Here is a 15518-nt window from a genome sequence, read left to right as displayed (position 1 = left end):
CCGGTCAGCCCCACCACTGCTCCGGAACGGCGACCTCGTCGCGGGCCGGCCCGGCCGGGGCCTCGACGGCCCGCGCGGGGCCGGCGGTGACCAGCAGCTCGTCCCGCCCGGTCGCGGCCACCTGGTAGCCGGACTCCCGCAGGACCACGGCGACCGCACCGGTGACCGCCGCCCTGATCCCCTCGACCGGCGGCGGGTCGGCCCGCTCCACCTCGCCGGACCCGCCCGCCCCGTCGGCCGGGTCAACCGGCCGCCAGTCCACTACCACCCCCTGGGGGCGGTGACCGATCCGCAGGCCCGACGGCCCCCGTCCGGTGTCGAACCCGGCCCGGGCCAGGTCGGTCGTCACGTCCTCAAAGAGTTCCCGGTGATCCACCATTGGCGCAGCGTAGGCCCGCCGCCACGCCCTCCCCGGGCACGGCGCGCACCAAACGCTCCGGCGCCCCGGCACAGCACCCGGGCGCAGCATCCCGGCCGCCGGAGGCGACGGGGGACCCTCGGGCGAGCCGACACGAGCGGCCGGACGGGCCGATGGACGTGCACAGTCGGCGCGGTGCCGACAGCATGTCAGAGTAAGCGCTCCATCACTTTGAGCAACGGGGGCGGCGGGTCGGCGGATCCGCGCGCCGGCGTACCCGGCTCCCCCGCATCGAGAGGTCCGATGATCACATCACTCCGCCGGCCGGCAGCTCAGCGGCCGGGCGTCCAGGACGTTCCGCAGCGGACACCGGGGAGCCCGTCGTGAGAGCCGGTCAGCAGCCGAGCCCGGCACCGGCCACCAGCACCCGCGCGGCACCGGCCAACAAGGTCGAGGCGTTCGCCGACTGGGCCGACGGGCGGCTCGGCATCTACGCCCTGTCCAGGTCCAACCTGCGCAAGATCTTCCCGGACCACTGGTCCTTCATGCTGGGCGAGATCTGCCTCTACACCTTCATCATCATCATCCTGACCGGTGTCTGGCTGACGCTGTTCTTCATCCCGTCGATGGGCGAGGTCATCTACGAGGGCTCGTACGTGCCCCTCAGGGGCGTCCCGATGTCGGAGGCCTTCGCCTCGACGATGGAGATCAGCTTCGACCTCCGCGGCGGCCTGCTGATCCGGCAGATCCACCACTGGGCCGCCATCGTCTTCGTCGCGGCCATGTTCGTGCACATGATGCGCGTCTTCTTCACCGGGGCGTTCCGCAAGCCGCGCGAGATCAACTGGATGTTCGGCGCGCTGCTGCTGTTCCTCGGCATGTTCGACGGCTTCATGGGCTACTCGCTGCCCGACGACCTGCTCTCCGGCACCGGCATCCGGTTCATGGAGGGCGCGATCCTCGCCGTGCCGATCGTCGGCACGTACCTCCAGTTCTTCATCTTCGGCGGCGAGTTCCCGGGCGTGGTCATCATCCCGCGGCTGTTCACCGTGCACGTCCTGCTGATCCCGGGGATCATGCTGGGGCTGCTGGTGGCCCACCTGATCCTGGTCTTCTACCACAAGCACACCCAGTTCGCCGGGCCCGGCCGGACCAACAGGAACGTCGTCGGGATGCCGCTGATGCCGGTCTACATGGCCAAGGCCGGCGGCTTCTTCTTCCTGGTGTTCGGCGTCATCTCGGCCATGGCGGCGATCGCCACCGTGAACCCGATCTGGGCGTACGGCCCGTACCGGCCCGACCAGGTGTCCACGGACGCCCAGCCCGACTGGTACATGGGCTTCTCCGAGGGCCTGATCCGGATCATGCCGGGCTGGGAGATCGGGCTCTGGGGCCACACCCTGAACCTGGGTGTCTTCGTACCGCTGATGATCTTCCCGCTGGTGCTGGTGGCGATCTGGTCCTACCCCTTCCTGGAGGCCTGGATCACCGGCGACCGGCGCGAGCACCACATCGCCGACCGGCCGCGCAACGCCCCGGTGCGCACCGCCTTCGGGGCCGCCTGGATCAGCCTCTACCTGGTCCTGCTGGCCGGCGGCGGCAACGACCTGCTGGCCACCCACTTCCACCTGTCGATCAACTCGATCACCAACGCGGTGCGGATCGCGTTCTTCGTGGCGCCGGTCGTGGTCTTCGTCATCACCAAGCGGTGGTGCCTGGGCCTCCAGCGACGGGACCGGGAGAAGGTGCTGCACGGGCGCGAGACCGGCGTCATCAAGCGCCTCCAGCACGGCGAGTTCGTCGAGGTGCACGCGCCGCTGCCGCCCGGACGGCTGTACACGCTCACCTCGCACGACCAGCCGCAGCCCGTCGAGCTGCCGGCCGAGGTGGACGAGAACGGGGTGGCCCGCAGGACCGGGCTGCTGACGCGCACCCGCGCCAAGCTCTCCCGCGGCTTCTACGGCGGGGGCGGCCAGATCGCCAAGCCGACCGCCGAGGAGCACGAGGAGATCACCAGCGGCCACGGGCACCACTGACCCGGACGCCCCCGCGCGACCGGGGCCCGCCGCACACCCTGAAGGTGTGCGGCGGGCCCCGGTCTGCAACCGGCGGCCGTCAGCCGTGCAGGGCCGCCGGGAGGGCGGCGAGCAGCGCCGCCGCCAGCGCCACGGAGAGGCAGACGGCCGCCCAGCGCGCGCAGATCCGGCGGCACTCGGAGCGGTAGCGGGCGGCGAGCCGCCGGCACCGCTCGACCGCCCGGTCCACGACCTCCTCGGCGTACCGGAGGCGGTCGTCCGCGTAGGCGCGCTCCAGCGCCTCCCGGTCGTCGGGCGAGAGCCAGGGGAACCGGTCGGCGAAGGCCCGGGCGTCCCGTTCGGCCGCCGCCACCTCCGCCTCCCAGGCCAGGTAGCCCTCCAGCCGGGCGATCTCCACCCGGGCGTCCACCGCCTGTCCGCCCGCCTGCGGGCCCGTCGCCCGCCTGCCGGGACGCGCGTTCCGCGCCCTCGGCGGGCGCTCTCTGCCACCCATGACCGCTCCTCGTGCCGTCGTCGTCCAGCACCCCCCGGGCGCGGACCGATCCGCGACCACGCAACTACTACCAGTGACCGGAGGCGGTCGGCGCCAGACGCGCCGGGCCGCCGGCCGCCCGGCCCGCAGGGCACCGGCGCGCGGCGCACAACACGCGCCGGGGAGGCTCCGGCGCACGTCGGCACGGGTGCGCACGGGCGCGGTGACACCGGAGGACCACGGACACGCTCCGCACATGGCCGTGTACCATCAGCCATCGAGACCGGCGCCCTGCTCCGCGTCGGCCCGGCCCGCCCCGGCCCGCCCGGGGCGCGAACCAGGAGGTCAGCCATGCCCGACGCCGGTCGGTTCAGCGAGTTGGGCGAGCAGGGCTCGCGCGCCGTCATGGAAGCCGCCGCCGTCCTGGAACGCGAGCTCTCCGCCGGACTGGCGGACGCCAAGGCGGCCACCGCCCGGCTGACCGGCGAGCACCGCGTCGACCAGGAGGAGTTCGACCAACTGGTCCGCCGGGTCTCGGAGAACACCCACCAGCTGATCGACGCGGTCAGCACCCGGGTGCTCGCGGCCACCACCGGCGAGGTGTCCGAGCAGGCCGAGCGGCTCGCCACCAACGCGCACGACGTCCTCGAACTGCTGCTCAACCTGAGCAGCCTCGCCCCCGGCTTCGCCAACCGCACCATGCAGAGCGCCTTCGGTCCTCAGCGCGGGCCGACCGGCGGGGCCGGGGACGCCACCGGCGACGGCTCCTCCGCCCGGCCGAACGGGTGAGCACGGCGGCCGGTCCGACGGCCGTCGGGGCGCCGCTGGTCGAACGGGTCCTCGCCCGGTACCGCGAGCGGACCGTCGCCGAGCTGCTCCGCCACATCCCCGAACAGAGCCCGCCGTACCTCTACGAGCTCACCGCCGACTACCCGGCCCGCCCGTGCAAGGGCCTGCGCGCAGCGCTCTGCCTGGTCACCTGCACCGCGTTCGGCGGCTCCGCGGAGCGGGCGCTCAACCCGGCGGTCACCGTCGAGCTGTTCCACAACGCCTTCCTGATCCACGACGACATCCAGGACGGCAGCGAGCTGCGCCGCGGGTCGCCCACGCTCCCCGCCCGGTACGGCGTCGAGGTGGCACTGAACGTCGGCAACGCGACCAACCTGCTCGGACTGCGCCGGGTGATGGCCAACCGGCGGGCGCTCGGCGGGGAGCTCGCCTGGCGGCTGTTCGAGGAGACCGAGCTGATGTGCCGCCAGTCGCTGGAGGGACAGGCGCTGGAGATCGGCTGGATCCGGGACAACGTCTGCGACCTCACCGCCACCGACTACTACCGGATGTGCCTCAAGAAGACGTCCTGGTACACCTTCCTCTACCCGTGCCGCTCCGGCCTGCTGGTCGCCGAGGGGGCCTCCACGGACGCGTCCCGGCTCGACCGGTTCGGCTGGTACCTCGGCGCCGCCTTCCAGATCCAGGACGACGTGCTCAACCTGGTCGGAACGGCCGAGGAGTACGGCAAGGAGATCGCCGGGGACCTCTGGGAGGGCAAGCGCACCCTCATGCTGATCCACCTGCTGGAACGCGCCACCCCCGCCGAACGGGCCCGGGTCGTACGGTACCTGAGCAGCACCCGGGCCCGGCGCGGCCCCGACGCGGCCGACGACGTCCACTGGCTGCTCGACCGGATGGCGGCGTACGACTGCGTGGCCGGCGCCCAGGAGGCCGCCGCCGGGCTGGTCGCGGCCGCCGAGCGGGAGATCGAGGGCATCGTCGCGGACCTGCCCGAACCGGCCGGCGAGGACGCCGACGCGGTCGAGCGGACCGTCGAGGCGCGGGAGTTCCTGCTGGCCCTGCCCGGATTCGTGGTCGCCCGCGGACGCTGACCCTTGCGCGTTCACCCACCCTGCGTAAGATCCACAAGGCCGGCCCCGGAGGACGGGAACCGGTCACAGGTCGGTCGACGTCACCGGGGATGACGTCGCTGCGGTCAACGTGGGGGTGGGTGGCCGATGTCCATAGAATCCGGGCTGCGCGAGCTCGAACGGCTCGCCGGGCGGCTACCGGCCGGGGTCGACCTGTACCGGCTCCGCCCGGACGGTCGCGTCCTGCTCGCCGACCGCGAGGGCGCACGGGAGTTGGGCCCGGACACCGTGCACGGGCCCGCCGGTGAGGAACTGCTCCGCTTCATCGACGAGGGCCAGTTCGCCCACTACCTGGTCGGCGACGCCAAGACCTCGCCCGAGCGGCCGTCGAACGCCACCTACAAACTCGGCATCGTCGCCCCGCGCAGCGCCTTCACCCCGCACGCCCACGGCGGTGAGCACCTGGTGCTCAGCCTCGGCCACGCGGCCTGCGGCCTGTACGACGCCGAGCGGCGCCGGGTGGTGGACGTCCCGCTGACACCCGGGCTGCTGATCCGGATCCCCGAGCTGATGCCGCACTCCTTCGCCAACCGGGGCGCCGAACCGCTCAACATCCTCGCCGCCAACACCGGTTACGGCATCGATCACGAGGACTACGCGATCACCGCCGCCGAGGCGGAGCGCCGGCAGGACACCGAACTCGCCGAGGCGCTGCGGGCCGTGGAACGGGGACAGCAGGTGGGCGGCGTCAGCGCCCGCGAACGGCTGGCCGCCCGGCTGCGCCGCCTGGCGGCCGCCCTGGAGGTGCCGCGGTGATCTGCCCGCACTGCCGGCAGCGGCTGCTGCGGCGCGAGCGCACCGACCGCCGCTGCGCCCGCTGCCGGCGCCGCTTCGCCCTGGAACCGAAGCTCGACCAGGGCCTGACCGACCTCCGGCTGCGGCAGCACGCGGACCGGCTCACGGACGGCGGCCGGCTCGTCTGCACCACCGACCAGCTCCGCTGGTCCGTCGTGACGCGGCAGCTCCCCCGGGCCGAGCAGGCCCGCCCGCCGCAGGCCCCGCCCGAACCCACCGCCGACGCGGACAGACCGGGCTGCGCGACGGCCGGCGCCGTCGTCCCGCTGGCCGCCGCCGTCCTCTGGGCCGTCCTGGTGCCCGGGCACCGGCTCCTCGCCCTCGCGCCGGCCGCGCTCGGCCTCTGGTTCCTGTTCGGCCTGCTGGTCATCGTGCAGGAACGCCGCAAGCTCCCGCGCCTGCGCCGGGAGTGGCAGCGCTCGCACGACCGGTGGACCGAGCAGCTCCGGAAGTGGCAGGACGAGCAGCGCCGCTGGACCGATCCCCTCCTGACCCCCGTCAACTGGACGGCCCGGCGGTTCCGGGACTCGGTCCTGGCCTCCTGGACGAGCACCTACGGCGCCCTGCCCGCGGGCGTCGTCGACGACGCCGCCGTCCTGCCGGTCCGCCCGGCCGGCACCCCGGCTCTCGCGGTGCTCTGCCCGGACCCGACGGTGACGGCCTTCCTGCACGCCAACGACTTCCCCGGACGCCACCGCGCCCTGCTCGTGGGCCGTCCGGAGGAGATACCCGCCGGGCTGCCGGTCGTGGTCCTGCACGACGCCTCCCCGCAGGGCTGCCTGCTGGTCGCCGACACCCGCGCCGCGCTGCCCGGCCGCCGGGTCGTCGACGCCGGGCTGTCGGCGCGCACCGCCCTCGCCGGGGGCGAGCGGACGGTGCAGCTGTACGAACGCCGGCTGCGCGTGCCCCTCGCGGAACAGCTGGCGCGGCTCCCGGGACTCACCCGGGAGGAACTCGCCTGGTACACCGCGGGGCTGTGGAGCCCGATCGCCGCCCAGCCGCCCAAGCGGGTGCTGGCGGCGGCCGAGCAGGCCGCCGAGCGGGCCGTGGCGAAGACCTTCGACAAGCGCCCCGGCCCGGCCGACGAGCCCGCCGACGCGCGCGCGTCGGCCTCGGACCTCGGGTTCCTGAGCTGGCCCGACCGCCCGACGGACCCGGACACGGCGACCCCGGAGGTGCCCCGATGATCTGCCCGCACTGTGCGAAGAGCCTGCGCCAGCGCGAGCGCGGCGGGCACCGCTGCTCGTACTGCCGCAAGGACTTCGCCCTCGACCCGAAGTCCGAGGGCACCGGGCTCAACGACCTGCGGATCCGCAAGCTGACCGCCAAGCTCACCCTGGACGGCAGACTGGCCTGCACCGTCGGCCAGTTGCGGTACGCCCTGCAACGGCGCGGCCGGCCCGAGCCGACCTTCCTCGGCAGCCGGGGCGGCGGCTCGTGCCTGGGCGTGCTCGGGATCGCGGCCATGGTCGCCGGCCTCGCGCTGAACGGCTCGCTCACCGTGCTGCTGGCACTCGGCGGGATGGTCCTGATCGGCACCGGCGTCCGCCAGTTCTGGCTCGCCGACACGCCCGCGCCGCCCGCACCGGTCGAGCTGCGCTGGGACGCCGACGACTTCCGGCGCACCGTGGTCGACCGGTGGAAGAAGGTCTACGGGACGCTGCCGTCCGGGCTGGTGGAGGACGACCTCGTCCGGCCCGGCCCGCCGCCCGCCGAACCGGCGTTCGTCCTGCTCTGCCCGGACCGGACGGTGACCACCTTCCTCCAGGCCAACGACTACCCCCGCCGCCACCGCGCGCTGCTCGTGACCGACCTGCGCGCCGTCCCCGCGGGCCTTCCCGTGGTGGTGCTGCACGACGCCTCGCCGCAGGGCTGCCTGCTGGTGGCCGACGCCCGAGCCGCACTGCGCGGCCGGCGGGTCCTCGACGCGGGCCTCCCGGTCCGCACGGTGCTCGTCGACCAGGACAAGTTCGTCCTGCTGCGCGACCCGCACCGCTCCGAGGAGTTGCAGGCCCGCCTGGAGCGGACGGTGCCCGGACTCACCGGCGGCGAGCGCGCCTGGTTCGCCGAGGGCTGGTGGAGCCCGCTGGCCGCCCTGCCGCCGAAGCGGCTGCTGGCCGTCGCCGTCCGGGCCGCCGAACGGGCCGGCGGGCGGGGCACCGCCGGCGGCCCCGCCGGGATCCCGGCGCCCCGGCGGCCCGACCGGCCCGAGAACCCGATCGAGACCCGCCGGCGAGCTCTGGCCGTCGGCTTCCTGACCTGGCCCGAGGAGCAGCCCGGCCACGGGCCCGGGCCCACCCGGAAGGGCACCGCATGACCCTGCGTCCGCTGCTGGACGGCGCACTGACCCTCGCCGCCGACCGGGCCGGGGCGCCCGGCGGCCTGCGCTACACCGAACGCCAGCTCTACTACGAGCTGTGCCGCGTGCTCCAGCCGCTGCACGCCGGCCCGCGCCGGATCCCGTACACCCTGGCGCCACCGGTGCGGTACGGCCGGTTCGCCGCCGCCCTGGCCACCCGGCGTGACGAACTGCCGGGCCTGCTACCGCCGTTGGATCCCGCAGCGGCCGTGACCCCCGGCACCCGGACCGCCGCCGAGGGCGACCTCTACGACTACGGGCTGCCCCGGCTGCTGGTCTGCCAGAGCCCCGCGATCGCCGCCATGCTGGTGGCCAACGACCTGCACCTGGAGGCCGCCTGCCCGATCGTCGCCGCCGACGGGCTGCCGCTCGACCCGCGGCTGACGGCGGCCCTGGAGCGGGCGGGCGACGCCGTGGTCCACGTGCTGCACGACGCCAGCCCGGCCGGGCTGGCCTGCTTCGAGCGGGTCCGGGCGGAGTACGGCAGCGGCGGCGCGGTGGACGGGCCCGCAGGTGTCCGGGTCCGCTCGATGGGCCTCGTCCCCCGGCACGCCACCGCCCTCCACCTCACCACCGGCCGCGGCCCGCACGCCTACCGGGGCCTGCTCCCCGCCGGGCTGCGCCCCGAGGAACGGGCCTGGCTCGGCGGCGGCCGGACCGTGGAACTGGCCGCCGTCGGACCGGCCAGGCTGCTGCACACCGTGATCCGCCAGGTCCGGGGCGGCGCCACCGGCCCGCGCCGCACCCCGCTGCGGAGCCGGGTCCGCACCGCCCGCGAGGCCGGCTTCCTCAGCTGGCCCACCCCCTGACCGACCGACCTGCCCCCCGACGTGTGAGGACCCCTCGACCATGAGCAACGCACGCCACCTCGGCTACCGCGACGAACTGCTGGCCGACGGCCAACTGCACCGGCGGTACGAGGACGGCCGCAGCGAGTGGCGCCGGCGCGGCGCCGGCCACCTCGTCCACTGGCAGGACAGCCTCGGCCGGTCCGGCACCGACGAACGGCTCGGCCGGGACCTCGTCAAGCGGCTCCACACCGACGGCACCACCGAGTACGGCCGCGACATCGGGTACGGGCGCACCGTCTGGGCCGGCGGACACGTCACCGTCAACCGGACCTCCTTCAGCGGCCGGCTCGGCGTGGTGGTCGGCGCCCTCGGCGTGGCCGGCGCCGCGGCGATCACCGCCGCGCAACTGCCCCCCGAGACGCTGTCCGAGGCGGAGGAGGAGGCGCTGCGCCAGGCCGCCCAGCGGCAGCAGACCTCCGACGGCGGCGGGGGCGGGGGCTCCGACGGCGGCGGGTCCGACACCGGGTCCGACGCGGGATGGGACGACACCGACAACGGCTGGGACGACTCCGGCGACGACTGGGACGGCGACGACTTCGGCTGACCCGCCGCGCCCCGCCGCCGGCCCCTCGACGAAAGGCACCACTCCCCCATGCCCCGCTGCTGCGCCTGCGCCGGCCCCGACGCCGACCGGGCCCGCGCCCACCTCGCCTCGCTCGCCGGCACGGCCCTCCCCGAACCCGGAGCCCCGGCGGGCGGGGGCGGCCGGGACGGCCAGGCCGCCCTGATCCACGGCGAACCCGGCTTCGCCACCGGCCCGTTCACCGTCGACGGCACCACCGCCGTCGGCGAGGTCACCCTGCACAACCGGCCGGAGCTGCACTCCGCCCTCGCCGCCGCCGGCGCCCCCGCACCCGGGACCTGCCCGGACGGCGAACTCCTGCTGCGGCTCTGGCTCCGGCTCGGCTCCGACGGCGTCCGGCGCGCCGACGGGATGTTCGCCCTCGCCGTGGTCGACGGCCCCGACCTCGTCCTGATCCGCGACCACGCCGGCGCCCGCACGCTCTTCTACGCCCGCGCCGACGGCTGCTGGGCCGCGTCCACCTCGCTGCGCACGCTGCGCCACTGGCCCGCGCTCGACACCGGGCTCAACCTCGCCGCCGTCCGCTCCTTCCTCACCTTCGCCTACCTGCCCGGCGACGAGACCCTGGTGCGCGGCGTCCACGAGGCCCTGCCCGGGCGGGTCCTGCGGCTCGCGGCCGACGGCTCCGCCCGCCAGGAGCCCTACTGGGAGCCCGCCGAACTGCTCCCCGACGACGGGCTCGTCCCGCCCGCCGGGTACGCGCAGGAGCTGCGGTCGCTGCTGGAACGGGCCACCGAGCGGCGGCTGCCGGCCGGCGAGGCGGTCGCGGTCCTGCTCTCCGGCGGCGTCGACAGCTCCCTGGTCACCGCGCTCGCCGCCCGGCTGCACGACCGCCCCGTGCACACCTACTCGATCAGCTTCGGCGACGACCTCCCCAACGAACTCGGCTACTCGGGCCTGGTGGCGAGCCACTGCGGGACGACCCACCGGGTCCTCACCGTCTCCGGCACCGAGGTCGCCGCCCGGCTCGCCGACACCGTCGCCCTGCTCGACAGCCCGGTCGGGGATCCGCTGACCGTCCCCAACCTGATGCTCGCCGAGGCCGTCTCCGGCGACGGGATCACCGTCTCGCTCAACGGCGAGGGCGGTGACCCGGTGTTCGGCGGCCCGAAGAACCTGCCGATGCTGGTCCACGAGATGCACCGGGACGACCCGGACCCCGAGGCGCGGGCCGAGGCGTACCTGCGGTCCTACCGCAAGTGCTACGAGGACCTGCCCCGGCTGCTCACCCCGGAGGCGCTGCGCGCACTGGCCGGTGAGCCGCAGCCGCGCCGCTTCGTCGCCCCGTACCTGCGGCCCGGGCCGATGCACACGCTCCTCAACCAGCTGCTCCACTGCAACCTGCGGACCAAGGGCGCCCACCACATCCTCACCAAGGTCGAACGGCTGACCGCCTCGCAGGGCGTCCAGGGCCGCTCCCCGCTCTTCGACCGGCACGTCGTCGACCACGCCTTCGCCACCCCGCCGACGCTCAAGCTCCGCGGCACGGTGGAGAAGTGGGTGCTCAAGGAGGCCGTCCGGGACCTGCTGCCGGGGGCCGTCGTCGACCGGCCGAAGAGCGGCATGCGGGTGCCGGTCCAGCAGTGGCTGCACGGCCCGCTGCGCGACCTCTCCGGCGACCTGCTGCTCGGCCGCACCGCCCGCGAGCGCGGCCTGGTCCGCCCCGACACCGTCCGTACCTGGATGCGACGCGAAGGCACCCTGCTACCGCGTCAGGGCGGCAAGCTCTGGCTGGTGCTCACGCTCGAACTCTGGCTGCGCGCCTACGACCTGTGAGACCGCCCGCCACCGGACCCGCCCCGCGCCGGTGAGCGCCCCGCCACCACCGACCGCTCCGCAACCCCCTGCTGCCCCGGCCCGGGAGGCCCACCCATGGAACCGTCCACCGAACCCTCGATCCACCTGACCGACCCGCGCACCGGCCACCCCCGCGGCACCCTGGTGCCCGCCCGCGCCGGGAGGGTCACCGAGACCGTCGCCCGGGCCCGCGCCGCCGGGGCGCGCTGGCGCGCGCTCACCCCGCGCGAGCGCGAGCGCCGCCTGGACGCGCTCGCCGACCTCGTCGAACGGCACCTCACCGAGTACACCGTGCTGGAGCAGGCCGGCACCGGCAAGCCCGAGGCGGAGGCGACCGGCGAGATCCTGCAGGCCGCCGACCTGTTCCGGTTCTACGCGGGCGCCGCCCGGACCGACAGCGCGCCCGCCGCCGGCCGCTACCTCCCGGGCCACGAGAGCTGGGTGCGCTGGGAGCCGGTCGGCGTGGTCGCCGCCGTCGTCCCGTGGAACTACCCGCTGCTGATGGCCGCCTGGCGGGGCGCCCCGGCGCTGGCCGCGGGCAACACCGTCGTGGTCAAACCGGCCGAGACCACCACCGAGTCGGCCGCCCTGCTCGCCGCCCACGCCGCCGAGGCGCTCGGCGAGGACGTGCTCACCGTCCTGCCCGGCGACCGGGAGACCGGACGGCTGTTGGTCGCCGGCGACGTCGACCTGATCGCCTTCACCGGCAGCGCCGCCGCCGGCGCCGACGTCACCGCCCGGGCCGGTCACCGCCGGGTCAGCCTGGAACTCGGTGGCAACAGCCCCGTCCTCGTCCTGCCCGACGCCCCCGCGCACACCTGGTCCGCGCTCGCCGAGGCGTGCACCTACAACGCCGGCCAGAGCTGCGCCGCCCCCGCCCGGGTGATCACCCTGTCCGACCACTACGAGCACGTCCTCGCCGCGCTCACCGCCGCGTTCGCCGAGCGGCGGGCCGGCCGGGACTTCGGCCCGCTCAACAACCCCGACCAGGCCGCCCGCTACGACCGCATCGTCGCCGCGTCCGCCGCCAAGCGCTCGCCCGCCGCACCCGGCCGGACCGACGGCCTCTGGCGCCCGGCCCGCCTGCTCGCCGACCTCCCGGACGACGACCCCGCCGTCCTGGAGGAGGTCTTCGGCCCGCTGCTCACCATCCAGCACGCCCCCACCGTCGAGGCCGCGCTCGCCCTCGCCAACTCCGTCCCGCAGGCCCTCGGGGCGAGCGTCTGGACGCGCGACCTCCCCACCGCCCTCGACCTCACGGCCCGCCTGGACGCAGGCGAGACCTGGATCAACTGCCACCTCGTCCAGACCGCCGAACTCCCCCACGGCGGTCGCGGCGCCTCCGGCCACGGCACCGACCTCTCCGTCCTCGCCCTCCAGGAGTACCGGCGCCCGAAGACGGTCACCGCCCGGCTCTGAGTACATCGCGCACGGGGAACTGAGTACCCGTGCGCTGACGGGGCGGCGGTGCGGCCGGGCAGGATCCGGCCATGAGGAGAATCGCGGGCCGGGACCGGACCGGGTGGTGGCTGGTGCCGGTGCGCTCGACGCTGGTGACGGGAGCGTGCCTGCTGTTCGCGCTGCCCCTGCGCGGGGTGGCGGAGATGACGACCGACCCGTGCTTCGAGCCCGGATCCTGCCCGGAGACCTACGCGGGACTGGCCCTGTCGGACCGTCTGCTGCTCACGACCGTGGTGCTGCTGGCGGTCCAGTGGCCGCTGGCCTACCTGGTGCGCCGGGCCCGCCTGTGGGCGGGCCTGGCGCCGGGCGCCGCACTGGTGGCGGCGGTGGCCGTGCTGTTCTCCGTCAGGCCCGGCACGTGAGGCCGGGCGGACGCGGGGCAACGGCCACCGCTCAGGCGAAGGCGCCCGGGCGTCCGAGGGCGACCAGGCGGTGGTCCTTGGTGCCAACGTAGATCCGTCCCTTGTCGGTGGCCGGGACGGAGAACTTGCTGACCGTGCCGAGCGGGAAGGAGCGGCGCAGCTTGAGGACGCCGTCGACCGGGACGGGGTCGTAGGCGCGCAGTTCGCCGCCCTCACCGTACTGGCCGGTGCCGGACCAGATCACCCAGACCAGGGCCGAGCCGGAGCGGGTGCCGTCCGAGGTGACCACGGGCGAGCCGGACATCTTCAGGAAGTCCCCGGCGCTGGTGCCGGCGCTGCTGAGCTGCGGGCTGCCGGCGGCCGTGACCGAGTACTTGAGGGCGCGCAGCTTGCCGAAGTTCTCGACCGTGTAGACGTAGCCGCCGTCGCCGCCCCAGACCGCCGGGTGGCCCCAGACACCGCCGTAGGGGCCGGTGAGCCCGACCACCTTGTCGGTCCCGCCGGGGCCCTGGCCCATGCCGCCCAGGTCGTCGCGGTCGAGCAGGAAGATCCGGCCGTCCTTGCCGACCTGGACGAGCAGGCGGGGGTGGGTGGGGGTGCCGAAGGAGGACGGCAGGGCGACCGGGCCGCCGGAGCCGAGGTCGGTGTCGCGCTTGTCGAGGGTGGCGTTGTTGGTGGGGCTGAAGAAGTCGGCGGGCGCGAAGCCGCCGTCCGCGTCGACGGCGAAGCGGACCACCGACTCGCCGAGGCCGCCGGGCGGCCGGTTGCCCGGGCCCACGGCCGGCGAGGCGCCGGAGCCCTGGCCGTTGGCGGTGGTGAGGAAGAACCGGCCGGGGCCGTCCGAGACGAGGCCGCTGCCGGCCATCCAGATCGAGGCGCGCTGGGTGTCGGAGCCCGCGACGGTGGAGAACAGGGTGAGCTTGCGGGTCCGGGTGTCGAGGCCGGCCAGCGTGCCGATGTAGTCGCCGATGCCGCAGAGCGAGCCGAAGCCGAAGTAGAGCCGGCCGTCGAGGAGGAGCAGCCCCGGGCGCTGGAGGGAGCGGTAGGCGTTGAACGGCTTGCCGGGCGCGTTGACCGGGTCGCCCTGGACGGTGACGGGCCAGCCGCTGCGTTCGGCCCCGGTCTGGGCGTCGACGGCGTGCACGTAGTAGTGCGGGTGCTTGTCGTCGGGGCCGTCGTCGACCTTGCTGGTGAGGTAGACGGTGCCGGTGGCGGGGTCGTGGACGGGGGTGGAGGTGGTGCCGACGTTGGGGCCGGGGTCGGAGCAGCCGATGGCCGCCGAGGCCCAGGCGGGGCCCATCTCCCGGTGCCAGGTGATCTTCCCGGTGCCTGCGGCGATGCCGTAGACGTGGTTGGTCTCGGTCGCGACGACGACGGTCGGGCCGATGACCAGGGGCTGGGCGAAGACCTGGCCGTCGAGCGGAGTGGAGAAGCGGACGCCGAAGTCGGACCTGCCGACCTCGGCGGGGCTCAGCGCGGGTTCGTCGCGGTCCCAGGCGGTGCGGTCGGCGGAGAAGGAGACGGTGCTGACGTCGGCCCGGGCGGTGCCTGCGGCGGCCGGGGCGAGCAGGGCGAGGCCGGTGAGCACGGCCGCGGCGCGCGGCAGGCTGCGGGTGCCCGGGCGGCGGGGCGGTGTCGGGCCCCGGAGGGCGGTCCGGCACGGGTGGGTGGTTCGGTTCATGGCGCCCATGGTTCGGCGGGGCGGGTGGGGCCACCAGCGGAGGTGGTCCACTCGGCGGTCGGCCGTTCGCGGCGTTCAACGGACAGGCCGGGCGGGCTGCCCTATGGTCGTCGCGGCAGGTTTCCGAGTGACGGGTGGTGCGGTTGTGCGGTACGGGGTCATGGGTACCGGTGGGGTGGGCCGGACGATTGCGGACAAGCTGGTGGCACTCGGTCACGAGGTGACGATCGGTTCGCGTTCCCGGGGGAACGAGAACGCGGTGGCCTGGGCCGAGCAGGCCGGGCCGACCGGGCACGCCGGCACGTTCGCGGACGCCGCGGAGTTCGGCGAGGTGGTGGTGAACGCGACCGCCGGGACGGTGTCGCTGGACGCGCTGCGGGCGGCGGGTGCGGACCGGCTGGCGGGGAAGGTCCTGATCGACCTCTCCAACCCGCTGGTGTTCTCCCCCGAGGGCGCGGTGACGCTGGACCCGGTCAACACCGACAGTGTCGGCGAGCGGATCCAGCGGGAGTTCCCGCGGACCAGGGTGGTGAAGGCGCTCAACACCCTGACCGCGCCGCTGATGGTGGACCCGGCCCGGCTGCCGGGCGAGCACAACGTCTTCGTGGCCGGGGACGACGCCGACGCCAAGGCCGAGGTCGTGGCGGTGCTGGCGGAGTTCGGCTGGCCGGCGGGCTCGGTGATCGACCTCGGGGACATCGCGGGGGCCCGAGCGCTGGAGATGACCATGCCGTTCTGGATCCGGCTGATGCAGTCCTTCGGCACGGCGGAGTTCAACTACTCCTTCACGCGCGCGAAGTAGGCGCCACGAGGACGCCCCCGCCCTCCCGCTCGTCGGAGC

15 protein-coding genes are annotated in these 15518 nt (G+C 75.0%); 12 read left to right on the top strand and 3 right to left on the bottom strand.

Features of this window, described 5'->3' with window-relative positions; genetic code table 11:
* Positions 1-4: 4 nt before the first annotated feature.
* Positions 5-379, bottom strand: a complete 375-nt coding sequence (locus ACFWOG_RS14180) for a hypothetical protein (RefSeq protein ID WP_380358168.1) — start codon at positions 377-379, stop codon at positions 5-7.
* A gap of 362 nt (positions 380-741) precedes the next feature.
* On the opposite strand from ACFWOG_RS14180, the gene ACFWOG_RS14175 reads away from it, so the two are divergent.
* On the top strand, positions 742-2394 hold the full coding sequence (locus tag ACFWOG_RS14175; protein WP_329951742.1) for a ubiquinol-cytochrome c reductase cytochrome b subunit: 1653 nt from the start codon (positions 742-744) through the stop codon (positions 2392-2394).
* A 79-nt stretch (positions 2395-2473) separates the two neighbouring features.
* Here the strand turns inward: ACFWOG_RS14175 and ACFWOG_RS14170 are convergent, their stop codons facing one another.
* Positions 2474-2887, bottom strand: coding sequence for a cytochrome C oxidase subunit I (locus tag ACFWOG_RS14170; RefSeq protein ID WP_380358165.1), 414 nt, complete (start codon positions 2885-2887; stop codon positions 2474-2476).
* Between the two features lie 330 nt (positions 2888-3217).
* On the opposite strand from ACFWOG_RS14170, the gene ACFWOG_RS14165 reads away from it, so the two are divergent.
* From ACFWOG_RS14165 to ACFWOG_RS14120, 10 genes are all read left to right on the top strand, one after another.
* The gene (locus ACFWOG_RS14165; RefSeq protein WP_329875615.1) at positions 3218-3655 is read left to right on the top strand and encodes a hypothetical protein; all 438 of its coding nucleotides are present in this window, start codon (positions 3218-3220) and stop codon (positions 3653-3655) included.
* A complete protein-coding gene (locus ACFWOG_RS14160) occupies positions 3652-4749 on the top strand; it encodes a polyprenyl synthetase family protein (RefSeq protein ID WP_380358162.1) in 1098 nt (365 codons plus the stop codon). Before ACFWOG_RS14165 ends, ACFWOG_RS14160 begins: the two co-directional genes overlap by 4 nt.
* Positions 4750-4875: 126 nt before the next feature.
* Positions 4876-5544 carry a cupin domain-containing protein gene (locus ACFWOG_RS14155; protein ID WP_380358159.1) on the top strand — a complete coding sequence of 223 codons (669 nt, stop codon included), beginning with the start codon at positions 4876-4878 and terminating at the stop codon, positions 5542-5544.
* Positions 5541-6770, top strand: a complete 1230-nt coding sequence (locus ACFWOG_RS14150) for a hypothetical protein (protein ID WP_380358156.1) — start codon at positions 5541-5543, stop codon at positions 6768-6770. Before ACFWOG_RS14155 ends, ACFWOG_RS14150 begins: the two co-directional genes overlap by 4 nt.
* The gene (locus ACFWOG_RS14145; protein ID WP_380358154.1) at positions 6767-7900 is read left to right on the top strand and encodes a hypothetical protein; all 1134 of its coding nucleotides are present in this window, start codon (positions 6767-6769) and stop codon (positions 7898-7900) included. Before ACFWOG_RS14150 ends, ACFWOG_RS14145 begins: the two co-directional genes overlap by 4 nt.
* Positions 7897-8751 carry a hypothetical protein gene (locus tag ACFWOG_RS14140; RefSeq protein WP_380358151.1) on the top strand — a complete coding sequence of 285 codons (855 nt, stop codon included), beginning with the start codon at positions 7897-7899 and terminating at the stop codon, positions 8749-8751. The genes ACFWOG_RS14145 and ACFWOG_RS14140 overlap by 4 nt, the downstream gene beginning before the upstream one ends.
* Before the next feature lie 40 nt (positions 8752-8791).
* Positions 8792-9337, top strand: coding sequence for a hypothetical protein (locus tag ACFWOG_RS14135; protein WP_329875603.1), 546 nt, complete (start codon positions 8792-8794; stop codon positions 9335-9337).
* 48 nt (positions 9338-9385) lie between these two features.
* Positions 9386-11152 carry an asparagine synthetase B family protein gene (locus ACFWOG_RS14130; protein ID WP_380358148.1) on the top strand — a complete coding sequence of 589 codons (1767 nt, stop codon included), beginning with the start codon at positions 9386-9388 and terminating at the stop codon, positions 11150-11152.
* A gap of 96 nt (positions 11153-11248) precedes the next feature.
* Positions 11249-12592, top strand: a complete 1344-nt coding sequence (locus ACFWOG_RS14125; protein ID WP_380358145.1) for an aldehyde dehydrogenase family protein — start codon at positions 11249-11251, stop codon at positions 12590-12592.
* A gap of 71 nt (positions 12593-12663) precedes the next feature.
* A complete protein-coding gene (locus tag ACFWOG_RS14120; RefSeq protein ID WP_329875597.1) occupies positions 12664-12996 on the top strand; it encodes a hypothetical protein in 333 nt (110 codons plus the stop codon).
* A 31-nt stretch (positions 12997-13027) separates the two neighbouring features.
* On the opposite strand, the gene ACFWOG_RS14115 is transcribed toward ACFWOG_RS14120, so the two are convergent.
* Entirely contained in the window at positions 13028-14677 is a 1650-nt protein-coding gene (locus ACFWOG_RS14115) for a PQQ-binding-like beta-propeller repeat protein (protein ID WP_380358142.1), read from the bottom strand.
* Between the two features lie 160 nt (positions 14678-14837).
* On the opposite strand from ACFWOG_RS14115, the gene ACFWOG_RS14110 reads away from it, so the two are divergent.
* Positions 14838-15479: an NAD(P)-binding domain-containing protein gene (locus ACFWOG_RS14110; RefSeq protein ID WP_355404538.1), complete on the top strand. Its 642-nt coding sequence runs from the start codon at positions 14838-14840 to the stop codon at positions 15477-15479.
* Positions 15480-15518 lie beyond the last annotated feature (39 nt).

Origin of the sequence: Kitasatospora sp. NPDC058406, from assembly GCF_042722765.1 — a bacterium.
GTDB lineage: Bacteria > Actinomycetota > Actinomycetes > Streptomycetales > Streptomycetaceae > Kitasatospora.
Note: the sequence above shows the minus strand (reverse complement) of the source record. Positions and strands in the feature narration are given on the sequence as shown.

Excerpts from the sequence above, each read along its gene's own strand:
- ACFWOG_RS14125 (WP_380358145.1), top strand. The coding sequence starts at position 11,249 with ATGGAACCGTCCACCGAACCCTCGATCCACCTGACCGACCCGCGCACC.
- ACFWOG_RS14155 (WP_380358159.1), top strand. The coding sequence starts at position 4,876 with ATGTCCATAGAATCCGGGCTGCGCGAGCTCGAACGGCTCGCCGGGCGG.
- ACFWOG_RS14115 (WP_380358142.1), bottom strand. The coding sequence starts at position 14,677 with ATGAACCGAACCACCCACCCGTGCCGGACCGCCCTCCGGGGCCCGACA.
- ACFWOG_RS14145 (WP_380358154.1), top strand. The coding sequence starts at position 6,767 with ATGATCTGCCCGCACTGTGCGAAGAGCCTGCGCCAGCGCGAGCGCGGC.
- ACFWOG_RS14140 (WP_380358151.1), top strand. The coding sequence starts at position 7,897 with ATGACCCTGCGTCCGCTGCTGGACGGCGCACTGACCCTCGCCGCCGAC.
- ACFWOG_RS14170 (WP_380358165.1), bottom strand. The coding sequence starts at position 2,887 with ATGGGTGGCAGAGAGCGCCCGCCGAGGGCGCGGAACGCGCGTCCCGGC.
- ACFWOG_RS14180 (WP_380358168.1), bottom strand. The coding sequence starts at position 379 with ATGGTGGATCACCGGGAACTCTTTGAGGACGTGACGACCGACCTGGCC.
- ACFWOG_RS14120 (WP_329875597.1), top strand. The coding sequence starts at position 12,664 with ATGAGGAGAATCGCGGGCCGGGACCGGACCGGGTGGTGGCTGGTGCCG.
- ACFWOG_RS14130 (WP_380358148.1), top strand. The coding sequence starts at position 9,386 with ATGCCCCGCTGCTGCGCCTGCGCCGGCCCCGACGCCGACCGGGCCCGC.
- ACFWOG_RS14135 (WP_329875603.1), top strand. The coding sequence starts at position 8,792 with ATGAGCAACGCACGCCACCTCGGCTACCGCGACGAACTGCTGGCCGAC.
- ACFWOG_RS14165 (WP_329875615.1), top strand. The coding sequence starts at position 3,218 with ATGCCCGACGCCGGTCGGTTCAGCGAGTTGGGCGAGCAGGGCTCGCGC.
- ACFWOG_RS14110 (WP_355404538.1), top strand. The coding sequence starts at position 14,838 with ATGGGTACCGGTGGGGTGGGCCGGACGATTGCGGACAAGCTGGTGGCA.